At 42.7% G+C, this 24,119-nt stretch carries 24 protein-coding genes; 5 read left to right on the top strand and 19 right to left on the bottom strand.

The features are described from left to right. The first annotated feature begins 96 nt into the window (after positions 1-96). The gene (locus tag IGI49_RS18490; RefSeq protein ID WP_207701495.1) at positions 97-750 is read left to right on the top strand and encodes a GntR family transcriptional regulator; all 654 of its coding nucleotides are present in this window, start codon (positions 97-99) and stop codon (positions 748-750) included. A gap of 61 nt (positions 751-811) precedes the next feature. On the opposite strand, the gene queG is transcribed toward IGI49_RS18490, so the two are convergent. From queG to IGI49_RS18415, 15 genes are all read right to left on the bottom strand, one after another. Next, positions 812-1,954 carry a tRNA epoxyqueuosine(34) reductase QueG gene (gene queG, locus IGI49_RS18485; RefSeq protein WP_429962898.1) on the bottom strand — a complete coding sequence of 381 codons (1,143 nt, stop codon included), beginning with the start codon at positions 1,952-1,954 and terminating at the stop codon, positions 812-814. Between the two features lie 104 nt (positions 1,955-2,058). Continuing rightward, positions 2,059-3,408 carry an MFS transporter gene (locus IGI49_RS18480; RefSeq protein WP_429962897.1) on the bottom strand — a complete coding sequence of 450 codons (1,350 nt, stop codon included), beginning with the start codon at positions 3,406-3,408 and terminating at the stop codon, positions 2,059-2,061. A gap of 42 nt (positions 3,409-3,450) precedes the next feature. Beyond that, positions 3,451-5,034 carry an alpha-rhamnosidase gene (locus IGI49_RS18475; protein ID WP_429962896.1) on the bottom strand — a complete coding sequence of 528 codons (1,584 nt, stop codon included), beginning with the start codon at positions 5,032-5,034 and terminating at the stop codon, positions 3,451-3,453. Between the two features lie 57 nt (positions 5,035-5,091). After that, on the bottom strand, positions 5,092-6,339 hold the full coding sequence (locus IGI49_RS18470; RefSeq protein ID WP_429964941.1) for an MFS transporter: 1,248 nt from the start codon (positions 6,337-6,339) through the stop codon (positions 5,092-5,094). A gap of 222 nt (positions 6,340-6,561) precedes the next feature. After that, a complete protein-coding gene (locus IGI49_RS18465; RefSeq protein ID WP_429962895.1) occupies positions 6,562-7,554 on the bottom strand; it encodes an AraC family transcriptional regulator in 993 nt (330 codons plus the stop codon). 130 nt (positions 7,555-7,684) lie between these two features. Next, positions 7,685-9,079, bottom strand: a complete 1,395-nt coding sequence (locus tag IGI49_RS18460) for an oxaloacetate decarboxylase subunit alpha (protein WP_429962894.1) — start codon at positions 9,077-9,079, stop codon at positions 7,685-7,687. Further along, a complete protein-coding gene (citX, locus tag IGI49_RS18455) occupies positions 9,072-9,635 on the bottom strand; it encodes a citrate lyase holo-[acyl-carrier protein] synthase (RefSeq protein ID WP_429962893.1) in 564 nt (187 codons plus the stop codon). Before citX ends, IGI49_RS18460 begins: the two co-directional genes overlap by 8 nt. Next, complete coding sequence (gene citF / locus IGI49_RS18450) at positions 9,616-11,148, bottom strand: citrate lyase subunit alpha (RefSeq protein ID WP_429962892.1); 1,533 nt, start codon at positions 11,146-11,148, stop codon at positions 9,616-9,618. Before citF ends, citX begins: the two co-directional genes overlap by 20 nt. 2 nt (positions 11,149-11,150) lie before the next feature. After that, positions 11,151-12,038 (bottom strand): citrate (pro-3S)-lyase subunit beta, encoded by an 888-nt coding sequence (gene citE / locus IGI49_RS18445; protein ID WP_429962891.1) that lies wholly within the window; start codon positions 12,036-12,038, stop codon positions 11,151-11,153. Further along, positions 12,026-12,334 carry a citrate lyase acyl carrier protein gene (gene citD, locus IGI49_RS18440; RefSeq protein WP_429962890.1) on the bottom strand — a complete coding sequence of 103 codons (309 nt, stop codon included), beginning with the start codon at positions 12,332-12,334 and terminating at the stop codon, positions 12,026-12,028. Before citD ends, citE begins: the two co-directional genes overlap by 13 nt. Continuing rightward, positions 12,321-13,340 (bottom strand): [citrate (pro-3S)-lyase] ligase, encoded by a 1,020-nt coding sequence (gene citC / locus IGI49_RS18435; RefSeq protein WP_429962889.1) that lies wholly within the window; start codon positions 13,338-13,340, stop codon positions 12,321-12,323. The genes citD and citC overlap by 14 nt, the downstream gene beginning before the upstream one ends. A gap of 15 nt (positions 13,341-13,355) precedes the next feature. Next, a complete protein-coding gene (locus IGI49_RS18430) occupies positions 13,356-13,481 on the bottom strand; it encodes an OadG-related small transporter subunit (RefSeq protein WP_010755538.1) in 126 nt (41 codons plus the stop codon). Positions 13,482-13,494: 13 nt separating this feature from the next. Further along, positions 13,495-14,610, bottom strand: a complete 1,116-nt coding sequence (locus IGI49_RS18425; protein WP_429962888.1) for a sodium ion-translocating decarboxylase subunit beta — start codon at positions 14,608-14,610, stop codon at positions 13,495-13,497. Positions 14,611-14,642: 32 nt separating this feature from the next. Continuing rightward, positions 14,643-15,047, bottom strand: coding sequence for an acetyl-CoA carboxylase biotin carboxyl carrier protein subunit (locus IGI49_RS18420; RefSeq protein ID WP_429962887.1), 405 nt, complete (start codon positions 15,045-15,047; stop codon positions 14,643-14,645). A gap of 14 nt (positions 15,048-15,061) precedes the next feature. Further along, positions 15,062-15,397, bottom strand: coding sequence for a hypothetical protein (locus tag IGI49_RS18415; RefSeq protein ID WP_429962886.1), 336 nt, complete (start codon positions 15,395-15,397; stop codon positions 15,062-15,064). Between the two features lie 419 nt (positions 15,398-15,816). Here IGI49_RS18415 and IGI49_RS18410 point away from each other — a divergent pair, with 419 nt between their 5' ends. From IGI49_RS18410 to citG, 3 genes are all read left to right on the top strand, one after another. Beyond that, entirely contained in the window at positions 15,817-17,163 is a 1,347-nt protein-coding gene (locus IGI49_RS18410) for a CitMHS family transporter (protein WP_207701480.1), read from the top strand. A gap of 73 nt (positions 17,164-17,236) precedes the next feature. Continuing rightward, positions 17,237-17,932, top strand: coding sequence for a GntR family transcriptional regulator (locus IGI49_RS18405; protein ID WP_207701479.1), 696 nt, complete (start codon positions 17,237-17,239; stop codon positions 17,930-17,932). Continuing rightward, positions 17,925-18,815: a triphosphoribosyl-dephospho-CoA synthase CitG gene (gene citG / locus IGI49_RS18400; protein WP_429962885.1), complete on the top strand. Its 891-nt coding sequence runs from the start codon at positions 17,925-17,927 to the stop codon at positions 18,813-18,815. Before IGI49_RS18405 ends, citG begins: the two co-directional genes overlap by 8 nt. On the opposite strand, the gene IGI49_RS18395 is transcribed toward citG, so the two are convergent. Continuing rightward, on the bottom strand, positions 18,788-19,498 hold the full coding sequence (locus tag IGI49_RS18395; protein ID WP_207701477.1) for a winged helix-turn-helix domain-containing protein: 711 nt from the start codon (positions 19,496-19,498) through the stop codon (positions 18,788-18,790). The genes citG and IGI49_RS18395 overlap by 28 nt on opposite strands. Positions 19,499-19,552: 54 nt before the next feature. Here IGI49_RS18395 and IGI49_RS18390 point away from each other — a divergent pair, with 54 nt between their 5' ends. Further along, complete coding sequence (locus IGI49_RS18390) at positions 19,553-21,367, top strand: sensor histidine kinase (RefSeq protein WP_429962884.1); 1,815 nt, start codon at positions 19,553-19,555, stop codon at positions 21,365-21,367. A gap of 10 nt (positions 21,368-21,377) precedes the next feature. Here the strand turns inward: IGI49_RS18390 and IGI49_RS18385 are convergent, their stop codons facing one another. The 3 genes from IGI49_RS18385 to IGI49_RS18375 all read right to left on the bottom strand — a co-directional run bounded on the left by IGI49_RS18385 (position 21,378) and on the right by IGI49_RS18375 (position 24,109). Continuing rightward, on the bottom strand, positions 21,378-21,800 hold the full coding sequence (locus IGI49_RS18385) for a phosphate-starvation-inducible PsiE family protein (protein ID WP_429962883.1): 423 nt from the start codon (positions 21,798-21,800) through the stop codon (positions 21,378-21,380). Positions 21,801-22,017: 217 nt separating this feature from the next. Then, a complete protein-coding gene (locus IGI49_RS18380) occupies positions 22,018-23,442 on the bottom strand; it encodes a PASTA domain-containing protein (RefSeq protein ID WP_429962882.1) in 1,425 nt (474 codons plus the stop codon). Beyond that, complete coding sequence (locus IGI49_RS18375) at positions 23,435-24,109, bottom strand: ABC transporter ATP-binding protein (RefSeq protein ID WP_207701473.1); 675 nt, start codon at positions 24,107-24,109, stop codon at positions 23,435-23,437. The genes IGI49_RS18380 and IGI49_RS18375 overlap by 8 nt, the downstream gene beginning before the upstream one ends. Between the last annotated feature and the right edge of the window lie 10 nt (positions 24,110-24,119).

Raw genomic sequence — 24,119 nt, 5'->3', positions numbered from 1 at the left:
ATACCACTGAACAATTGTAGTATACTGTTGATGGGGAGCAGGAATCATCAAGATTCCGTTGTTTTTTTGTAAATTCTATGTAAAGGAATGAATGTCATGACTCAATCGATTGAATCCAGTGCTTATCAGGAGATCAAACAGGCGATTCTTTTTGGCAGGATTGAACCTGATGAAATTTTGTCCGAGGCTTCTTTGTCGAAAAAGCTGGGACACAGCCGAACGCCGATTCGCTCAGCTCTGAAACAGCTGGAGCAAGAAAAGCTGGTAGTTTACAAGAAGAACCGCGGCGTGGCTTTGCGAGAAGCCAGTGTGAAGGAAATGGTGGATGTAACTCAAATTTGTGTCGAATGGATGATTCTGGCTACAAAAAACGCCAAAACGGGGTTAAGCATGCTAGATGTGGAAGCTATTCAGGAAAGATTGTCAGCAGCCAAAGATTATCGCGCAGCTTTAGACTATGTTCAGTACATTAATCAAATGCCTAAGGTTTACACCAAAATCATGGAAGCAGCCGGTAACGAGTTATTGATCCCTACCTATGAAAATCTGTGGGCCCGAGTGATCAGTACCTCTTTGTATCGCAAAATGGCTGATCCGCAAAATTCGCCAAAGAAAACCATCAGCACCATTCAATTCTTTCAAGAATATTTGCAGCTGATTGAGAAAAATCAGTTTGATCAGGCGATTGCTAAATTGGAGGATTATCAAGAATACGCCAATCATCAAATTCTGCACTACGGCACCCTTTAGAAAAATCAAAAAAAGGTCGAATGATTCGGTACTCTTGCAAGTATCGAATCATTCGGCCTAGTTATGCTAACCTATCCATTGCCTGTTGGATTTCCTTCAAGGCTTCTTCATCTTGTTCCATCTGCTGCAATTCCTTCAAGTTCTCTAGCCAAACGTCAGCTTCTTTCTTCCCCAAACGACCAATTGCCCAAGCTGCCGTTCCCCGAATCACTGGACGAACATCTTCCTTGGCTACCTTGAACAACTCTGGCAAAGCCGAGCGATCCCCTAAGTTAGCCAAGGCAATAATAGCATTTCGCTGCAGGGGCTTCTTGCCGCGCCAGGAACCGGCTAAATGGCCAAATTGCTGTTTAAATTCTTTGTTGGAAAGACTCAGCATTGGCTTGAGTTTAGGATAAACTGTATCAATCTCCGGCTCCATTTCTTGATGAAAATGAAAATCCTTCCCTTGATTGTAGGGACAAACCAGCTGGCAAATGTCGCAGCCGTAGATAACATTGCGCATTTTCTTACGGTATTCCTCTGGCATCATGCCTTTGGTTTGCGTTTGATAAGACAGACAACGCTGCGCGTTCATTCGTCCATCGCCTAATAAAGCTTTCGTCGGACAGGCTTTAACACAACGCATACACTCACCACAGCCGAAAGGAATCGGCTGATCCACTGCAAATTCTATATTGGTAATAATTTCACCTAAATAAACAAAAGAGCCGAACTCCTCTGTGATCAACAAACCATTGCGTCCAATGAAACCTAAGCCCGCACGTTGCGCTACCGAAACATCAATTAATTCACCTGTATCTACCTGCGGAGCAAATCGCCACTGCGCTTCCTGCTGCAAGGACTCCGCTTCAGACTGGATAAAAGCAATCAGCTTTTGCAGGCGATCGCGTAATACATCGTGGTAATCAATCCCCCAAGAAGCCCGGGCAAACATGCCGCGTTTTTCATCCCGTGGAATCTCTTCTTTTGCTTTAGTCGGATAGGCTAAGGCAATCGAAATAATCGTCTTCGGATTTTCGAAGGTACGCTCAGGGTAAATACGTTCTTCAATTACCGGATGCTCAAAACCGGAAGTATAGCCCCGCTCTTTTTGCTCCTGCAGGGATGCTTCTAGTTCGGTAAACGGCTCCGCTGAGGCAAAACCGATTTTATCAATCCCCAGATGTTGACTTTCGGCGATAATTTTTTCTTTAAGGGTCATAGCAAGCTCTCCTCCCTCTGCCTCTATTATAACGGAGCATACAAATTTTTACGAAAAAATGAGTACCCGCTGCGGCATTTGCCAAACAGAGGATACCCCTTTTGTTATGCTTCTCTTTTTGCTTCCAATTCCTGTTTAATTTGCGGATAAATACTATCCAGCTGATAGAAAAGCATAGTCACAATTGAACCGATAATCAGCAGCAAGGGGATGTACCCATACATTGCTTTAATTGCTAAAACTGCCTGTGAACTTTGAGCAGCTGCTCCTGGTGTGTAATTCCCCCACGCTAATAATGCGCCTGCAATCCCACCAGATAGGGCTTGAGCAACCTTCCCTAAAAAACCGTTGATCGCTGAAAGGGAACCCGAAACGTTCACCCCAGTTTTCCATTCACCGTAGTCCACCGGATCAGCCTGCATGGAGAAGTAAATACTTTCCTTCACCCCATAGCCAATCGCTGAAACAACCGATCCTGAAAGGATGACCCCATGATTGATATCTCCCAGTAAAATAATCACGATGCCTAAAGCCTGTATGATCGACGCAGAAACATATAGATTGCGCTTGCCAAGTCGTTTGGCCAGGAAAGGTACAAAAAAGTTCGCTACCATTGGAACAATCGACATAATGGTTGCTACCGAAATTGATAAAGCCCGACTGCCTACTACTACCGTGTAGTAATAAACCAACGCACTCGTTTGGATAAAGAATCCCGTCCACATAAAGAGAATATTTAAGGCAAAAATCAGCCACGGTTTATTTTGCTTCAAACTGGTAAAAATCTCTTTTACCGAAACCTTTTCTGCTTTGGTGGCTGCCGTTTCCCGAACACTGAAGAAGGTAAAGAAAAACAGCAGACAGCCAATCACACCAAAAATGGCCATAACAATTTTAAACCCAACGGCTTGATTGCCCTTGCCAAAGTAATTCACTAATACCAAAGCAGAGGAACTAACCACAGTTGCCCCCATAAAGCCGAAGAATTTTCGTGAAGTCGACAAAGCCGTTCGTTCCTCAGTATCGTTAGTTAAGCTGGGAAGAATCGACGCCATCGGTACATTGACAACGGTATAAGCCAAGGAAAGTCCAAAGTAAGTAATGTAAGCATAAATCAGCTTGCCATTAGCCGATATATCTGGCACGTTGAAGCAGAGAAAAGCAAAGAGAGCAAAGGGAACCGCGCCAAAAAGAAAATACGGACGTGACTTGCCCCAACGAGTATGGGTGTGATCAATTAAATAGCCAACCAGCAGATCAGTAATCCCATCCACGAAGCGGGTCAAAATAAACATCAAGCTAATCGCTGAAGCGCTCAACTGCATAATATCTGTGTAAAAAAACAGTAAATACAGCGAAATCATCTGCCAAATTAAATTACAAGCTAAGTCAGAAACACCATAACCAATGCGCTGCTGCCATTTTGAGATAGGTTTGTCCGTTTGCCCGCTCATTTTCAAAGACTCCATCTTCTTTCCCCATTTCTATTACTGATTTTATCCGGCTAAATATTTCTTGATCAAATAAGCCGGTGTACAGCTCCAGGCATGGCAGTAGCTGCTGATAATCGGACTGCCGTACGGTGAGAAGTCCAAGTCCTCTGGTTTGAAGGCTTCCCAGAAGGTATCGGCTCCCATGCTGATCATTTTGCCCCAGTAATCCTTCATTAATTGCACTGCTGCTTCTGGCAAGCCAGCTACGAAGAGAGCTTCCACTACATGGTGATACATGTAAGGTGTACCAAAGCCAGTAATCGGAAATTGTTCCTTAATGGTTGTTTCCATAATCTCATGATTGGTTTTAGCATCCATTACTTCGGCTAAAACCATCCAAACTTGACTAGCTACATTCACTTCGCCGCTGCCCTCAATTACAAATTGCTGTTTCTCTGTATCATACAGAGTCGTCCTAGCAAACTCTTCCAATTGCTGGCAAAGAGCTTGATAATGCTTTACCTGGGGATCCTGCATTCTTTCAGCCAATTGAATAAATCGTTTCATGGCATAAATAATGACCGCCTGTCCAGCTGTAGCTTTGTCAAAGTCATTGGACCAGTCGATAAATACCGGCCAGTCTTCGGTCAACACTAAGCGTCCTGCTTCATCTACCTGTTGCAGAGCCAAATCCATCCCTTTTTTCGCCGCTGGATATAAATCCTGCAGAACTGTTTCGTCTTGGGTGTGTTGTACATAATCAAACAATATCGTGGCAAAGAACAAGCTGTAATCAAATAGGAAAGTATCATCTGGCGTTAAATTCGGCTCCGTAAAAACATTAGCCGGTATTTTACCTTCCTCAGTTGTCATTCCGCCAAACAAATACATGCAGCGTTTGGTTAACGCTAAATCATCAAAGGTCGCATAATTAGCTAAAGCCTGTAAACGCAAATCCCCTATCCATAAACGGCGATCACGCTTAGGACCATCCTCAAAAACCGTCTGCATACAATCCTGCAGAGTTTTAACCGAAATAGTATAAATTGCTTCTAATTCTTTATCCTCAATCACTGGTTTAGGCAGCTGCTCCATTGATACGCTGCTTTCTGCCATAAAGATTGGATTACTGAAACTAGCCTTCCATTTGGGTGAAGTATCAATCACACTCAGTTCGATATACCGGCAGCTGTAACGACGAGGCATCTCCAGAGTCGTTGGCAGCACATCCAAATGGACAAATTCTTCTTGAATCCATGAACGGGACAACCAGCCGTCGTAATCTGTTGCTTCAGCTACAATTTCGGCTGGAACCTCTGCGAATTTTAAACGTAAATACAACGGCGCATCCATTGGAGACCCCACCGAATCAATGTCAATCGTAAATTTACCTACATAGTGATCGCCTAGATCCAGTACGATTTTTTCATCTCGACCTAAGGTATAGTCAGGCAGCTGCGCAATATTTTTCTCGCTAACCACTGACTTGAAACCGTTGACACTTTTCTCATCCGCGATAATTTCGGCAATTGCAGCTGGTTGAATCGTGGTTTGAATCAGCTTAGGTGTATTCCTTTCGGCCTTTGCTAGCAGCTTTTCGTCGTGGTTCCAAACCACATCATTATTAATTTGAAATGTAAATGTCATGTTTTTCCCTCCATTAATGGAGAAGCAATTCATTGATTGCTTCTCCTATTGTTCCACCTAAACCGTTGCATCCTTCATTTTTGGCGCTTCCGTTGTTTGTTGCTCACCAACTCCATGCTTTTTCTGCAAATGCATCATGATGACTCCCGCAATCGTTGCCAGCAATACGATGCCCGCAAAACCGTACATCGATGTTTGAATCCGATCTGGTGCCACTAAGAAGGGGGTAACAAAAGCAAACAGTCCGCAGCACATCCGAGAAAATCCGTTAATAAAGCCTTGCAGAGAAGCCCGTACTTCTGACGGAAAAGATTCCTGTGTCCATACTTTGTAAATTGCTTCGCCTGCCAAAGGATTCCCAAAGTTGTAAAAAGCAATTGTGATTGCTAAAGCGATGAAGCCGGCACCGCCACCAATTAAAGCCATGCCCAGCATTGCGGCAAACTGCACGAAAGCTCCGATGAAGAAAGCTTTGTTGCGGTACTTTCCACCTGCGACTGAAGCAAAGACAATCGTTGTGGCCAAGGAAACAATATTTAGAACAATCCCTAAACCAGTGGCTTGTGTTTGACTAGCCCCTGCATTAGTCAATGCATAGGTTTGGAATTGCCCCCAGGTATTAGCTAACAAATTCCAACACACATAGAAAATTAAAATTGCCGCGAAGAAGCCCAGATATTTATTTTTATTTTGACCAAACAATACCGTTTTGAAGGAAACTTCCTGAGTCGCATTTTGGGTTGCTTTTTGGGCCAATTGACGAGCAGTGCCTTCTTCGTGAAATCGTTTGAACTTTTGCGAAAAGGAACGCCATAACCAAGTGATTAAAGCAAAAGCAAAAAGAATACCAAAAACAATTCTTGCTCCTAGGACACCTTCGATTCCTGAAAGCAGGAAGGAACAAATATACGAAATGAAAACCCCGATTTGCCAAAAAATCTGAGTAGAGGAAACCAGCTGTGCTGAGGTTTGCTCGTCTGGTGCATCGTGGGAAACTACGGTTAAACTGATGGGTAAATCTGCTCCAGAAGAAATCCCCATTACAATCACACCAGCCAGCAGCATGGCAAAACTATTAGACAGGATACATACCCCTGCGCCAATTGCGTAAAATAAATTCAACCAATTGAAAGAACGAATAAGACCAAAACCTTTAGTAATCTGACCAGCAAACAATGACCCGAAGGCAATTGCGAAGGTTAATCCTCCAGAAATAATTCCGACTTGACCCGCTGTTAACGCCAATCCCTTTTGCCAGACTGGAATGGTCGCTGACAAGCCAACAATACATCCTGATCCTAACATTGAGCCGATTCCAGCAGCTGTTGCCAACGGCGAATACTCCTTTACCAGTGTTGAGCTTTTTTGCTTACTCACAGTTAAACACTCTCCTTATTTTTTGTTTTCTTACTACTTGAATTGTAAGCGCCTCACCGCATTTCAGCCATTGCAAATTCCCACACATTCCTTATCCATTTCACAGATGAAGATAAAAAAATAGAGAACCTTATAAAAAAGGATCTCTCATTATTTTTCTTGTTGATATCGCTCTAAAATGCTCTTTTTAAGCTCTTTTGGTGTCTTATCTGTGTACTTAGCAAACAGCTTATATAAAGAGGGAACTGTTTCAAAGCCTAAATCATAGGCGATTTCTTCAAGACTTTTATCCGTTTCCTCCATCAATTCCAAGGCTGTCTGATAGCGCAGGGAATTGATTAACTCTTGGAAGGAGCGACCGGTTTCCTTCTTTAATTTATTGCTGATGTAATTGGAATTGTAGCCAAAATGCTTGGATAACCGGGTCAAGGTCAGATGCGTATAATGAGCTTCAATATAACGCAAAATGTCTAAGATTTCTTCGTCCCGTTCATTGGATTGCTCCAGACTATCTTCTTCGATCACTCTAGTTAGCTCAATCATCACCAGCGAAAGCAATAAATTCATCGCCCGCATAAAATAATTCTTTTTACTGAAGTATTCCAGCATCATGCGATGCACTATTGACTGCACCTCCTTATTGTCCCCGCAATGAAAATGAATAAAGGCATCATGGCTGCTATAGTCATTGGAAGCATTCATAAGAAATTCATTCACCAGTCCGTTGGATTTCACCATGTTCACCACAATCTCAGTGGTAATGGAGTCATCCTTTAATAAAATATTGATTAGAATATCCTTTTCCTCCAGCGCATCAATCCGCTGGACAATCTCCTTATCCATCAGGAGAATCTCGCCTTCCTTCAGCTCGATTCGCTTGTCATTCACATACTGAACACAGCTGCCGGAAAGCATATAATTAAATTCCACAAACTCATGCGTATGAGCCGGCATTTCCGAGTAGCGATGGTGCTTATTGATAAAAATGTTGCCTTCTTTAAAAAAGGATTCACTGGGCATCTTAGGAACAGCCTCTTCATCATAAGGCAGATGTTGATCGTTGACGTTGTACCCTTCAATCCGCTGCTCCCGCTCAATTTCATTTTCTGCTCTCAGCTGTCTTTTCAATTCAGTAAAGTCCATTCACTTTTCCCCCTGCCATTCCGCTTTATTATAAACGTTCCCAATCAAAAAATGAACGCACAAATAAACAGAAGCAACCAGCACTGCTTCTGTTTATTCTATTTAAACTTGTCATAAGGAGGACACAAAATCAAGAAATATCAATCGTAACTTGAACGGTTTGCAGAGGAACATCGTAGAACCGATCTTCTCGGCGGCCAAGAAAATCCTTGGCCTGCTGCGGAAATAAGGCGTACATCAGAACATCTTCCTCTGATTTGGCATATTCCTTGATTTCTTCTCGGAACGCCGGCAGCTGCGGTGCAATTAAGTCAGCTGGTCGAGCTGTAATTACTGCTTCATCACCGATAATCTTTTCTTGAATCGTTGGATTAATCGGTGCTGGTGGGCGGCCATAAAGCCCCCGCACATAATCCTTAATTTCAGAAGGGACCAGCTTATACCGTTCTTGAGAAATGACGTTCATTAAGGCCTGGGTCCCAACCATTTGCGACAACGGTGTAACCAATGGCGGATAACCTAAATCGGCCCGAACTTTTGGCACTTCACTTAAGACCTCTTCATATTTATCCTGCATGCCTTGCTCAGTCAACTGACTCAGCAGATTGGACAACATACCCCCAGGCACTTGATAGATCAAGGTTTTTGGTTCGATGTCCTTCACTTTAGGATTCAAAATGCCTTCATCACGGAAACGATCACGAATCGGATTGAAGTAATTAGCAATTTCGCTCACCTTATCCATCTTCAAGCCCGTATCAAAGCCTAGTTCTTCTAGAGCTAATGCCATTGATTCGGTTGCCGGCTGACTCGTACCGCTGGAGAAGGATGAAATAGCTGTATCAATAATATCCGCACCCGCTTCAGCAACCTTCAAATAGGTCATTTCTGAAATTCCGCTAGTGGCATGAGTATGAACTTCTAACGGCAAATCAATTCGATCCTTGATTCGGCTGACTAGTTCAAACCCGGTTTGGGGCGTTAAAACCCCCGCCATATCCTTGATACAAATTGAATCGGCCCCTAAATCAGCCATTTCTTTCGCCAGCTTCACAAAATAATCCACCGTATGGATGTCGCTGGTAGTATAGGAGATCGCTGTTTGACAATGTCCCCCAGCTTCTTTGGCTGCCAAAATGGAGGTTGCCAAATTACGGGTATCATTTAACGCATCGAATACACGAATGATATCAATTCCATTTTTAATCGATTTTTCGACAAAATCGCGAACAACATCATCGGCATAGTTTTTATAGCCTAATAAATTTTGCCCCCGCAACAGCATTTGCAGCTTAGTATTTTTTACTTCTTTGCGGATCAAGCGCAATCGCTCCCAGGGATCCTCATTCAAAAAACGAATGCATGAATCAAAGGTAGCACCGCCCCACATTTCCAGTGAATAATAGCCTGCTTCATCTAAGGTTTTTAAAATCGGCAGCATATCCTCCGTTGGCATACGCGTTGCGATTTGGCTTTGTTGACCATCCCGCAGTACGGTTTCCATAAACTGGATTTTTTTAGCCATGTTTCAACTCCTCTTCCTTTTCAACAATTTGAGCAATCGCCTGCTGCATTTCTAAAATCGAATGGGCTCTGGAACGGCCGCATTCCTTGGCATCCTTGTCGCAAATAAAACAGCGCCGCGGGGCAAAACCCAGCTCTTGTCGGCTGATGCTTTTTATTTCATCATTCTCCTGCCACAGTACGTCCAAGTCGACCAATCGACCATAGGGATGCTGCTCTTCAATCTGCACCATCTTGGTCTTCAGCTCTTGAGGAGCCGAGGGCAGCAGCAGGTAGTATTCCAGCCCAGTATTTTTCTCCCAATATAAATTGGCGTCAGGAGAAATCCCCGTTAATTCCTGTTCAATGGCTTCAGTGATTGTTTCAAATATCTCCTCTAGCTTCATCGACGTCTTCACTGGACCAGGAATATTCATCGTCGCGCAAAGCAATGAACTCTGGCTGTCGGTGAGCAGCAGTTCTTGTTGCATTGCTGCTCGTTCTTCTCGACTTTCCAGCATTTCCTCCAGTGAGATAACGGGTCCATTGAAAAGATCATTAAACGTTTTTGACGACATCAATAATGGTCCCATCACGGTATTCGATCAGCGCTACTACTTTGTCTCCGTATTGAATGGGCTCAGGATTTCCTACGATACTGTAGGCCTTCTCCTTAAGCTCCTCAATCGTATAAATCGGTACATCCAGCTGACTAAAGTGTTCAATCAAGTCAGCCCGTTTCGGATTAATGGCAATTCCGACTTCGGTGATAATTACGTCAATACTGTCACCTGGGGTAACGACTGTATTCACTTCATCTACAATCGTGGGGATTCTTCCCCGTACTAAAGGTGAGATTACTAGACTCATTTTGCAGGCCATACTCGTATCCGAATGACCACCGGAGGCTCCACGAATAACTCCATCTGAACCCGTCATGACATTCACATTGTAGTTGGTGTCAATTTCCAAAGCAGACAGAATAGCTGTATCCAGCTGATTAATGAAGGAACCTTTACTCAAAGGCGAAGCGTACATATTGGCATCTATTTCATAATGTTGAGAATTTTTACCTAAAGAAATCGCTGACGGATGGTCAAAGTCCTGAACATCAATGATTTTTCCGACTAGGCCTTCCTCCAACAGTTCAACCATCGCATTGGTGATTCCGCCTAGAGCAAAGCTGGCCTTTATGCCATCCTTGATCATCGCCTCTCGTAAAAAACGGGAAACGGCCAAGGCTGCTCCGCCAGTTCCTGTTTGGAAAGAGAAGCCGTCTTGATAATACGGAGAGCTGGTAATGACTTTGGCTGCATATTCCGCAATTAGCAATTCCTTGGGATTCTTAGTAAAACGAGTAGCCCCTTTAGCAATTCCTTTTGGATCGCCAATCGCCTCTACTTCCACAACAAAATCAACATCGGTTTGCGGAATGCTGATCGGTGTATTTGGAAAAGGAACTAAGGTGTCGGTAATGATAACTACCTGATCCGCATATTTTGCATCTACCATGGCATAGCCTAATGAACCACAGGTGGCTTTGCCGACGGTTCCATTGGCATTCCCATACGAGTCTGAGCTGGGGGCACCCAAAAAGGCCACATCAATATGAATATTATCAGCCGCAATCGCCCGAGCTCGACCGCCATGAGAACGAATCACCACGGGATTTCCCATAATTCCTTCAGAAATTGCTGCACCAACTTTATCCCGCAAGCCGCTGGAGGTAATGTTGGTGATCACACCATTTTTGATATGGTCTATCAATGGCTCATGAACATTGGCAATTGAACTAGGCGCAATCGAAATATTTTTGATTCCCATGTCAGCGATCTCCTGCATGACCATGTTCATTACAAAATCACCCTCCCGGAAATGATGGTGGAAGGAGATCGTCATACCGTCTTTTAGACCCGTTTTCTCAATCGCTTCTCGTAAGCTGGAGACTAGTTTTTTATCCCGAGGACGCTTGGGTTGGATTCTGCGGCTAGCTTCTTGATAGGTATTTATATTGGCTAATTCACCTTCGTATATACCATACTGATCCGCATATACCTGAGGAATATCACGCTTTACTTTATTCATTACCATAATTAAATATCCTCCTCGGTTAATAATTTCGCCGCTTTAGCTAAAGCAATAACTCGCTCAGCCCGCTCTACAATGGGTTTGTCGACCATTTTTCCGTTTAGTGAAATGACACCAGAACCCTTCGATTCCGCTTCACGAATCGCCCAGATGACTTCCTTAGCATTCTGAATTTCTCTCTCCGTTGGCGCGTAAATGTTGTTGACTAAAGGAATTTGGCGCGGATTAATCACCGATTTCCCGTCGAAGCCCAGCTGTTTAATTAAACGAACTTCATCTTTGAAGCCTTCCGCATTGTCCACATCAGAATAGACCGTATCGATGGCTGCAATACCAGCAGCTCGAGCAGCATGCAAAATCATACTGCGGGCAAAAAATAATTCCTGCCCATTGGGATAGCGGCGAGTTTTCATATTGGTTACGTAATCCTCTGCACCTAAGGCAATTCCAATCAGCCGATCAGAAGCTTTCGCAATTTCTCTTGCATTCAAAACACCCTCTGCTGATTCAATTGCTGCCATCATTTTGGTGGTTCCTACAGAAATTTGATTGTCCTGCTCCACTTGGGTAATTACTGCCTCTACATCAACAATATCCTGAGCCGTTTCCGTTTTAGGCAACCGAATAACATTTACTCCAGCTAATACCATCGCTTCAACATCCAAAGCTCCCACCGTATCCAAACCATTAATACGCACGACCGTCTCAACCTGGCTGTAATCAAAGGTTTTTAGGGCAAAATGCACCAAGGTTCGGGAAGAATCCTTTTCTTTTAAAGAAACGGCATCCTCTAGATCAAACATAATCGAATCGGCCCCATATAAGGGAGCATCTCTCAGCATCGCTGCATTGGCCCCTGGCACAAACATCATTGTTCTTCTTAAGCGTTCCATGAGTCGATCTCCTTCCAGTTGTAGGCTTGCTGATCTGCGGCCCGATAAGCAGCAGTCACGGTGCGGGCTTGAATCGTGCAATCCAATGCGCCCTTATCTATCGCTACAACCTTCGCTGAAGTAATGCCCAGCTTCTCCAGCGTTTCCTTAATTACCTTGCGAATTTGATCACCAAATTGCTTTTCCACACTGCTGTCCAACTCAATTTCAATCAATGCTCCTTCATGAGGACCTAGCGTGATCATAATATCGCTTGATTCAACTGTACCTGCTACCGCACTCTTAGTAATTTCCACTTAATTCCACCTCTATTTTCTTGATTTTTTTCAAATAGTCATAGGTTGTTTGAGGAACAAGATGGGTTAACCCTTCGACATCTTTTTCCTTTAAAGCTTTGCGTACATTGGTGGCACTGATTGCTACGCCCTCCACTTCCTTACGGGGAACGATCACCAGCTCCAGTTCGGTACCAAATACGGATTGCAGCGAGCGATTGTAGACCTCCGTTACTGGTGAAAAAGGCTCCTCGCCTACAAAACGAGAGCGAATGTTCAAAATCGGTGCAATTTTTTCTTTAAACAGCAGAGCATCCACCGCTGCCTGAGTTTTCGCTACAGCCAACGGCGCATTCTCTTTTAAGAAGTAGGCTGGAAACGTCGCTGTCGATACCATGTAATCACGACTCGGCAGCACCGTCACATTTTTCAAATGGCTCACTCCCAGCTTGACCATATTCATCCGATCCTCACTAGAAAAGTCTGAACGATCCTCTGACAGAACAAACACATAAACATGATCGCTCTTAGCTGCGGCTGTCTCAATTAAATACTGATGCCCCTTGGTAAAAGGATTAGCATTCATCACAATACTGCTGGCTGTTCCCGGATGCCGATGTTTCTCCAACAGCTCCTGATAGTCATCAATATTGGGCGAACCCTGTTCGGTGAACAGCACCGATTCGTTTTCTACTATGGTATGGAATCCCAGTGAATGGAAAATCTTGGCTTCACTAGGCTTGGTATACAAGAAATAATGGTTTTGATCCTTTTCCCGCATCCGTTCCATTAAATGAATCATGAGTTGAGTTAACAGGTTTTCTGACTGGTATTCCTTCTCTACCGCCAAGCACTTAATAATGTTTTTTTGATAGGAACCCGAGGCGATCAATTGACCTTCTTTAAACAGTCCTACTGTGTATTCGACACTTTCTTGCGGACTTAACCCAGAACGCCTCATCAGGTCGGCCCATTGCTGAAACATAGCTTGGTCTTTGTCCAGCCAGAGCCTTCTTAAATCAAACATGCTAAAATCCCCTTTTTATTTTTTGACTGGGAACAATTTTGCTAACAATTGCGAAGCTACGTAGATGATCAGAATCACGACAAACACGCCGCCCCAACCAAATACCAATAGCTCAAATGATTTCATTAAATCTGCAGACATCTTTTTTTCCCTCCTAAACTAACAAGGCTAGCAGCAGACCACCAGCAATAACCGAAGCAATCTGACCAGACACGTTGGCTCCAGCTGCATGCATCAAAATGAAGTTCTGCGGATCTTCCTCCGTAGCCATCTTCTGAATAACTCGACTTGACATCGGAAAGGCAGAAATTCCAGCCGCACCAATCATCGGATTGATTTTCTCTTTACGGAACAGGTTTAGTAATTTAGCAAAGAGCACACCGCCTACTGAATCCATTACAAAGGCTACTAATCCTAAACCAATTACCATCAAAGTATCCACCTGCAAGAACTCTGCATATTGCATTTTTACCGAAATAGCAAGTCCTAACAGAATACTGATAATATTTACCAGTTCATTTTGGGCGGTTAAGGACAAACGATCCAGTACACCGCATTCTCTCAATAGATTTCCAAACATCAAGAAACCAACTAATGGCAAGGAAACGGGAGCAATTAGCCCAGCCACCACTGAAATGACAATCGGGAATAAAATCTTCGCCGTTTGAGAAACCTCGCCGGCACGATAGTTCATGCGAATTTGACGTTCGTGTTTTGTTGTCACAGCTTTGATCGCTACTGGCTGGATGATTGGTACCAATGCCATGTAAGAATACGCAGCCACCATGATGGCTCCCATATATTTCGAATTCAAGGTATTCGCCACAAAGATAGAGGTTGGTCCATCCGCTGCTCCGATAATCCCAATCGAGGCCGCGTCATTTAAATCAAATCCTAACAATACTGCAACAATTATTGTAAAGAAGATACCAAATTGAGCGGCAGCTCCAAATAATAGTAAAAACGGATTTTGCAGCAATGGTCCAAAATCAATCATCGCCCCAATTCCGATAAACAATAGCAATGGGAATAATTCTGTGCTGATCCCAATATCAAACAATACCTGAAACGGTCCCGGCTCTCCTGCAGCACTCAGCACGCCAGAATTCGGGAAATTCACTAAAATTGTTCCTAGTCCCATCGGCACCAGCAAGGTTGGCTCATACTCCTTCTTGATCCCCAAGTACATTAAGACTGCCCCGATCACCATCATTACGATGCGTCCCGGCTCCTGCCCCATACCTAAAACTCCTTCAATCAATGTTTCCAACAAAAGTCACTTCCTTTTTCCATATTTATTTCTTAACCGACTGTGATCAAAGGATCGCCTGGATTTACGACATCGCCTGGTTGTACGTGGATACCGGTAACTGTGCCGTCACTGCTGGCAACAATTTCATTTTCCATCTTCATCGCTTCCAAAATCATCAATGGCTGGTTTTGCTTTACGGCATCCCCTACATTCACCAAGACCTTCAAAATAGCTCCCGGCATTGGAGCAGTCAGCGCATCCGCACCAGCTGGAGCGGATGAAGCGGCAGGTACGGTCGGTGCTTCTTCTAAAGGTGCGGCGGCCGCTTGAACTGGTTCAGCCACGGGCGCCGGAGCTGCTGGTGCAGCAGGTGCAGCCTGTGGAACCCCACCGATTTCCTCCATTTCTACTAAATATTCCTGACCATCAATTGAGATTTTAAATTTACGTAACATGTTCTTCCTCCTAATTACTTTCTCTTTGAAATTTTCCGAATGCTTAGCTGACTTTCTGGATGAGCTCCTGCAGCAATGCTGGCGACAATCAGCGATACTTGCTTTGCCTCAGGGTTCCGCTTCAAAATCCGTTTCACTACAAATTGACTGTCGGGCTGATCGCCAGTCGCAATCGCAGTCGCAATTAGACTAACGAGCTGATAGTCCTTTGAATCAGTGTCGATAAATCCCGGCAGCTCTTCCCATACTTCGTTATCTTTGGCAGGTGATTCTTTGTCCACGCTCTTAGCAGTCGGTTGATTTGTTTTTCCAGTTTTATCCTTTTTAAAAAACTTATCGAATAAAGACACGTCAATCTCCTTTCCAACTTTATTTGCTTGAGTCCAGATTAAATGATTTGCTGGGTAATTGGATAGTCTTAAATCCCCGATTATTGTTCTTTCGTTGTTCCTTTTATAAAAGAAAGAGAGAAAAACCTACAAAAACGTTGATTTAACAACATTTATACAGCGTTAAGATTCTATTAATATCTTGTTAAGCAATCGCTAAGACTATTAGATAATAATTGTTCTTTTCCTGTTCTTTTTGTCTTAGGGCTCTTTTTTGTATTGCAAGAATTGATTATTCTATAGGTGCTAAGCGGTTACACACCAACGATAAATAACACTAGTATTATTTGAAATAAAAAATTGGTTTTTTATCGCCAAGGGTTGTCAACGCTTACAAACTAAAAGGTTTTTTAGCTTCATATGAGAAAGGAAGGGAAAAAATGTTATTAACTGTATTGTCTTATTTAATGATTATTGTCTTTATGTTTGTAATCATGAAAAAGAAAATGTCCCCATTTACCTCATTGGTGGTCATTCCATTAATCTTCACTTTGATTGCCATGGCGACTGGGGTAGCCGAGAAAGGAAATATCGGGGAGTTTGTCTTAGAAGGGATCAGTACTACCTCCACTACAGGGATTATGCTGCTTTTTGCTATTTTATATTTCTCTATTATGTTGGATGCGGGGTTATTCGATCCAGTCACAAAGAAAATGATTCACTTTGCTAAGGGCGATCCAATGAAGGTCTTGATGGCAACTGCAGTCGTTGCAGCTGCGGTTTCATTGAATGGTGATGGAACAACTACGACCCTGATCTGCTGTTCAGCTTTTATTCCGATTTATAAAAAACTAAATATGAAAATGATGAACCTAGGTGTCTTAGTCATCCTGCAAAACACTATTATGAACCTGCTGCCGTGGGGTGGTCCAACTGCTCGTGCTATGGCCGTACTAGAAGTAGATGCTGACATTTTGAGCTATTTAGCACCAGGGATGGTATTGTCCATTCTTTATGTAATCTTGTTTGTTGCCCGTCGGATGGGTAAACAGGAGCGTGCCCGCTTAGGGATCACTGAATTATCAGATGCTGAAATTGACGAAATGACTACGGTAACTGATCCAGAAACTTTAGAAATTCGTCGTCCAAAAAACTTTATCTTTAACGGTATTTTGACTATCGGTTTGATCGCCTGGTTAGTAGCTGGATCATTCTATGAGCCAATCGGTCTGCCACCACTTTTGTTGTTCTTAGTTGGTACGTGTATCGCATTAATGGTAAATTACCCAGTACTGAAGCAGCAGTCTGCTCGAATCGGTGCAAACGGCGGCGATGCTGTGCAAGTAGTTATCCTCGTATTTGCAGCCGGTGTATTCATGGGCTTGTTCCAAGGTTCAGGGATGGCAACTGCTTTGGCTAACAGCTTCACCACGATTATCCCTAAACAATTAGCTGGCTTCTGGGGCTTAGTAATCGCCTTGATTTCAGCACCCGGCACCTTCTTCATCTCTAATGATGGGTTCTACTTTGGGGTCTTGCCAGTTTTGGCGGAAGCAGGACGTGCTTACGGTTTCACCAATATGCAAATGGCTCTAGCTTCTTTGATGGGACAAGCGTTCCATCTGCTGAGTCCATTAGTAGCGTTCATTTATTTACTGCTGCGTCTAACAGGTTTAGACATGGGGCAATGGCAAAAAGAATCAGCTAAATATGCCTTAGGTATCTTCCTGATTTTTATTGTTACCTTAGTGCTATTTGGTTACATGCCGCTATATGTTCCTCAATAAGAAAACCTGCAAGGCCGGATTTCTGGCCTTGCTTTTCCTGTTTTATCTTATGCTAACTGAAAGGAAGAAAATCATGAGTCCTTACGTAGAAGCCATTCGCAAAAATTTGGATCTAACCCAAAATAAAACATTGAAAGTACTGATTTACGAAGCATTTCGGAAAACGATTATTTTAGGAGAAATCCCAGCTGGAGCAAGAATCAACGAAAAAGAATTCTCTGAAGTACTGAATATCAGCCGCACCCCCATCCGCTATGCAATGACTCAATTAGTGAAGGAACAATTGGTGGAGCATGTACCAAGAATTGGCATCGTTGTGAAGGGAATCAGTATTAAGGATGCCTACGAAATTTATGATATACGCAAAGCCTTGGATACAATGGCTACTATCAAAGCGATGGAAAGTATGACCGAAGCTGATTTTGCCGAATTAAGGGAGCTTCTGAAGTACGGTGAACAGTTGAATCAGGAAGACAAAGTAGAAGAAGTTCTAAAGAATTTTTCTGACTTTAATGCATTTATTTATGAAAAAAGTCAGATGCCCCGCCTGAAATCAATTGTACTGAATCTGCAGGCTTATCTTGTCTATTTTCGCGACATTGCTATTCGATCCTCCAATCGCCGGGAACAGGCCTTGAAGGAGCACTGGTTAATTTATCGCGGGATGAAAACAAATAATGTTGAACAAATTACGTTAATTACTCATGAGCATTTAGAGCGCTCACTGAAATTCATTTTAACGGAAATGGAGCGGCGAAAAATTGACTAATCTAGAAACAGCTATTGTCAGCTGCGCCGAAAAAGCACTGTGGCTTGAGGTAGCTTTGACACCAAAACCGGGATTAGTAGATCGAAGAACTAACGGTGCTCACAACGACATGGATTTCACCACCTTTATTCACAGTATCGTTAGCCTGCGTCCATTCCTGCAAGAATATTTTGAATTAGGCTATCATCATAGAGGAACACTGCCGGATCTCTTTAATCAGCTGCGACAAACCGGCAGCTTAGCTGAGAAGGCCATGCTGACAGCAACCAATGGGATTAATACCCATAAAGGTGCTAATTTTTCCTTTGCTGTTTTGCTGGGAGCTGCTGGCATGTATCTTCAAGAAAAACCAGATATGACACTGCCCTTCTCACCCGTTGATACACAAGCGATTCTAAAGCTGGCTAGTGAATTAACTAAACCCTTGTTAGTACAAGATTTCCAACATTTAAATAGGAAGAAACACCTTTCTTATGGTGAACACTTGTATCTAGAAAAGGGCAGCACTGGCATTCGCGGCGAAGCAGCCGCCGGATACCCTGCCTTAGCAAATTACCTGCTGCCTTATCTGCGCGCGAATCAGACAGAGAAGACGGATATCCTACTATTGCGGAGTTTGATCTACTTAATGAGTGAAGTTGAGGACAGCAATTTATTGCATCGTGGTGGAACCGCAGCCTTAGATACCGTTCGCAAAGAAAGCAAAAAAATTCATCAAGCAGCTCTTTCAGAAAAAGAATTGCTTAATGAACTCATAAATTATGATACACTGTTGACGAAACGTTATCTTAGTCCCGGCGGCTCAGCTGACTTACTGTCTCTAGGAATTTATTTTGCTCAGCTGGAGGGGTTGTTTTACTCACCATTTGGTAAAAAGGTGTAGCCTAAGCCCCAAATTGTCTTGATGTATTGAGCATCCTTAGGGTCGTCCTCCATCTTATTGCGCAGATGGTTAATGAACACCATGATCGTATTGGCATCCATTTCGCCATCGCCCCAGACACTATGGTAAATTTGCTCTTTGGAGAAAACCTGATCGGGATTCTCCATGAAGAACTGAATAAGCTTGATTTCCTTTGAAGACAGCTTGATCGGCTCATCTTTTTTGTACAGCTGATAACGACTACGGTCAAAGCGAAAGTCCCCTTCAATGATCTCATTGTTCTTTTCAGTAATCTGGTGATTCTTAATGATTTTGCCGCGGTCAAGAGTTGATACAACCTGGGCCTTCAACAAATTCGGTGAAAAAGGCTTGGTAATATAGTAATCTGCTCCTACTTCCAGCCCGTTGATAATATCCTCTTCATTCTTCTTACCGCTAAGAAAAATGATAGGCACTACCTGATCCTGTTCTCTAATCAGCTGTGCCAGATGATAGCCGTCATTGTCATGCTCCAGACTGATGTCCAGAATAAACAGATCAAACTTTACACGACTCATGATATCGACGGTTTTTTCTACCGAGTCGCTTTGATAAATTAAAATACCGGTTGATTGTAATGATTTCCAAATTAAACGCCGAATGGCTGAATCGTCGTCTACAACCAAAATCTTTTCGTTTCTCACATTAGTTCCTCCTAATAATGGGTGGATAATTCTTTTTTTCGGAAAGGATCATTTATGGATAAACCTTCAAATAAATGGTTGAGTATCAGCCTAATCAGCATCCTCTGCTTAACAATTATTGGGATTGTCGTGACGGCGACTACCTATCGCAGTACACAGAAGCATGCACTGAAAATGGGAACTGATCAGCTAATTAAAATAAACGATTTTGCAATTAATATCCTAACATTAGAAATTGAATCTTATTCCTTATCATTGGAGGATTATGCTTCCAATGTCTTTTTCGATAATACACCGCTGGAATTAAGCAAGACCGAACAAATCGAGAAAAGCTTAAGCAATAAATCCTCCGCTATTGTCGGTCTCTACCTGCTGGATACTCAGGGAAACCTGTTGGACGGCAAGTCTTTTGATAAACAAACCTTTGAACCTCAGACTGAGTTTCCGGCCTTTTTAAAAAAAGACCCGTCTTTCTCTCAAGCTTTAAACGGTCAGGTGGATCAAAATGGAAGCAGCTATTTTGAAAAAGAAAAATCATACTTAAATCTGTATCGGGTAATCAAAAATAATCAAAATCAACCGATCGCTCTACTTGTGCTTCCTCTAGATTTGGAACAATTATATCTTTCAACTCTAGATGCAGATGATCAATTCAGCGGCTATACCATGATCAAAAATCAGGATATGAAGGTCGTAATGCACCCTTCCAATGAACAAATTAGTCTGTCGATTGTGGAAGATCGCCAAAAAAAATACCCCAACCTTGATTATACCGATCTCGAACGCTTGGAAAAGACTCAATTAGCTAACTCTGATGGAACCATGAGTTATCATTCCTATTGGTGGGATAAAAAAGACCCCACTCGGGTACTCAAGCTGACCGCCTATCGCTGGATTACCGTTGGAAAAGCCAAATGGATTGTCGCCACCAACTCTGATTTTTATGAACAAAATGGCGTAGCAATTCAAGAAAGTCTAATCATTTTAGGCTTGCTGTGTATTCTGCTGGCTACAATTTTACTTCTGACCTTTAGTCTGCGAAGCTATTCACGGCGCAACCAAAGCTACTTGGAAAACCTGCGGCTGCTGGAACGGCAAAAGCTAATGAATGAGCGGCATTCCTTGGAAAAAAGCATGCTGCAGGAATCCAAGCTGGAAACCATTGGCCTGCTGACTACTTCGATTGTTCATGATATGAATAATTTCTTAACTCCGATGATTGGTAATTTAGAATTAATGATCGAAGAGCACCAGCAAAACCAAGCATTAATTGACGATTTGCAGGAAGTCTACCATGCAGCAGAACGGGGGCAAAAACTTTCAACCAATGTTTTGCGTTTTTCCAAGCTGGCCTCCAACACAAAGGAGACTGTCAATATTACCGCAGCCGTTGCCGAAGCAATCGAAACGATGCGGATCTTAATTCCTAAAAAAGTAAGATTGACCTTTCAGCAGCAGACTACTGGCAACAGCTGCTTTGAAAAAGAAGAGCTGCAGGTCATTTTATACAATCTGTTAACCAATGCCTATCAAGCCCGCAAAGCCAATACAGTGATTAATGTTTTGGTTAAGCGCGCAGATGAACAGGAAAGCCAACAATTTCAGAAGCATTCGCTAGCTTACAGCACCAAAGATTTTGCCTTAATCCAGATTACCGACAATGGACCAGGTATTCCTAAAGAAATTGAAGACAAAATCTTCACGCCTTTCTTTACAACGAAAACGGCTAGTGGTGGTACTGGACTTGGTCTATTCATCGTTTCTTCGATTATCAAGAAGAACGACTGGCTGCTTTCAGTTACCAGTTCAAATGCAGGAACCTCCTTTGTTATCGGAATTCCTTTGACTGATGACACGCCAACAGCTTAACCCAAGCCTTTCACAATTCGCTATCGGATTTGTGGAAGGCTTTGATTCTTTCCAGTACAAATAATACAAACACCAGAACTAAGATTGACAACGCCAAAAATAAAGTTTCAACGCCCTCTCCCTGAGCCAACAACAGCTCCCGCAGAATCGCTGTAATACTAATCAAAATCAAGTAGCGAACCGGAATATGATGGCCCTCCTTAACATAGCGCAGCAGCATCAAAATAATTTCCAGCAAAATAAACAATGTAGCGACTTCTTCAATTAAAATCGACAATTCCTCCATTGAAGCCAGCGGAATAACATGGGTAATGATCGTAAAGATCGCTTCTCCCATTACAATCATTACCACAATGATTAAAAGCGCTAACAAAAAATCAATTAAAGAACTGATTCCCTTTTCAAATAGTTTAAATTTCTTCCCCAAACGCATCCTCCTTGTCCTTCTTTTAATTATAACTAAAAAACACATGCTTTTTTAGCTAAACACAATAAAAAGACAATAAACTTTCTAGCGCTTCTCTATAGCTAAGAATCCGAATTTCAAGAGGTTTGTGACAAAAAAAGAGTAACCATCGCTGAGAATAACGTAAACGATGATCACTCTTTTTATAATTACTAGCATTCTGCTGTTAAGACTATAAACAGATTTATTCCTGTCCTTGACTGCCTTCCTCGGCATTGTCGCCTCCGCCTTGCTGCTGGTTGTTCCCATTAGGAATACTATCAGCTGAGCCTAAATTTCCTAAACTAATATCCAGTGAAACCGTATAGTCCAGTGGCAGGTAAACATTGCGAGTGCTCATGCCCACCACAGTTCCCTTCGGCTGATCAGAATCCACATGACGGATGACATAATTGATATTGGCTCCTTTAGATTGGAACTCATTGTAAAAGTATTTTTGTAAATCTCCTTCAACAGTCGTTCCTCTTAAATCTTTTAGGTACGGCTGTCCCAATGAATACAACACTTGAACGCGCAAATCACTTTTGGCGTTTAATACTGTCCCAGCAGCAACACTTTGGGAAACTAGCTGACCATACGGCAGGTTGTTTGTGTAAATTCCTTTCGCTTGAACTTGAACACCTTCGACCGCATTGGCTGCATCTTCTAAACTGTAGTCTGCAAAATTAGGAATAGTGAACCCTTTGCCTAATGACACAACTACTGTCATGGCATCCTTTTTCGCAATTTTTTCGTCCTTCGAAAGATTTTGCGAAACAATGCTGTCCGCAGGTACATCGTTGGAGGTCGCTTCTTCGTAGGTTACATTGATCTCGTTCGTTTTTGCCCAGGTTTCTACTTCCCCACGGGATTTACGAATAAAATCAGGGACTGAAATATTCTTCTTATAGGTTTCTTTTCCTTTTGAATAGAAGACCTTTGCAGCATCCTTGCGTCGATAATTTTTGTTGGTTACCTCTGGATTGGCAATCTCAAAATTGAGATACTTTCCTTTCTCAGCTGTATCACTATACTCCTCGATTAAGGAAATATTTGTTGCCTGATTTTCCTTAATCCAGTTTTCCGCCTGCTGCTTGCTTAAGGTTGAAAAATCCGGCAGCTTCAGCTGTTGCTCTGGATCCGGTCCTTTGCTGGTAGTCAGTTGGAGCTTGCCACCTTTTTTTACTTGGCTGCCCGCTTTCTGAGATTGGGATAAAACAGTGTTGGCTTCCTTCTTCAGTGAAAATTCCTGTTTTGTATTCACCTGCATTTTGTTTTCAGTTGCCCACACCCGAGCTTCAGACAAAGGCTTATCCGCAAAGTTGGGCATTTTTACATGACTGACCCGGTAATAAGCAATCATACAGAGGATTACAGCGACAATCACTCCAAAAATAATCCGTCTTTTTTTCTTCTTTTGCTTGGCTTGATAGGTATCGTCTATCTCAGTAATTTCAGTCTTTTGACGACGGCTCTCAATTTTTGGTTCCTCTGAAAGCGCCGATTGTTCCGGCTCCTCCTTGACTGGTTCCGAAGGCTGCTTGGGGGATGTTGGCTTTGACTCTTCAGAAGAGGGCTTGTCGGTTTTTTTATAGTTGTTGCCGTTAAAATTAGAGAGAAAATCACTCATAGCTGATCAACTCGCCTTGTTTTAGAAAGAAGGTTTTGTCCGATTGCTTGGCGATTTCCTTGGAATGGGTAACCACAATCACACATTTATTGTGAGTGAAGGCCAAATCCTTGAAGATATCCACAATTTCCTGCTCCATCTCCTCATCCAAGTTTCCTGTGGGCTCATCCGCCAAAATGATATCCACATTGGTTGATAACGCCCGAGCAATCGCTACCCGTTGCTGCTCTCCCCCTGAAAGCTGTGTCACTAATCGATCCGCCTTAGTTTTGGTAATGCCAATATAATCCAATAGATTGTAAGCTACCTCATTTTGAGATGCTGGCAATTTATTATCAGTAATTGTCATAGCTACCAAAACATTTTCCAAAGCAGTCAGATACGGAACCAAGTTGTAATTTTGAAAAATGATGCTAATATCATCTCTACGATACTCATCGTAGCCGATTTCCTTGATGTTTTTATCACGATAAAGAATTTGCCCGGCCTTTGGTTCATCCAAAGCACTAATCAGTGATAAAAAGGTTGTTTTTCCTGAGCCTGAATCGCCTAAAATAGTATAAAATTGTCCCTGCTCAAAGTTAATGGAGGTATCCTTTAAGATAATCCGTTTTTGGTCTCCATCTTGATAAAAATAGCTAACATTTTTTGCTTTTAAAATTGTCATCCTGAATTCC

This window comes from Enterococcus sp. AZ071 (assembly GCF_050499065.1).
GTDB classification, from domain to species: domain Bacteria; phylum Bacillota; class Bacilli; order Lactobacillales; family Enterococcaceae; genus Enterococcus_A; species Enterococcus_A ferrettii.
The sequence above is the reverse complement of the archived record's forward strand: the minus strand, read 5'-3'. Positions and strand labels throughout refer to the sequence as shown.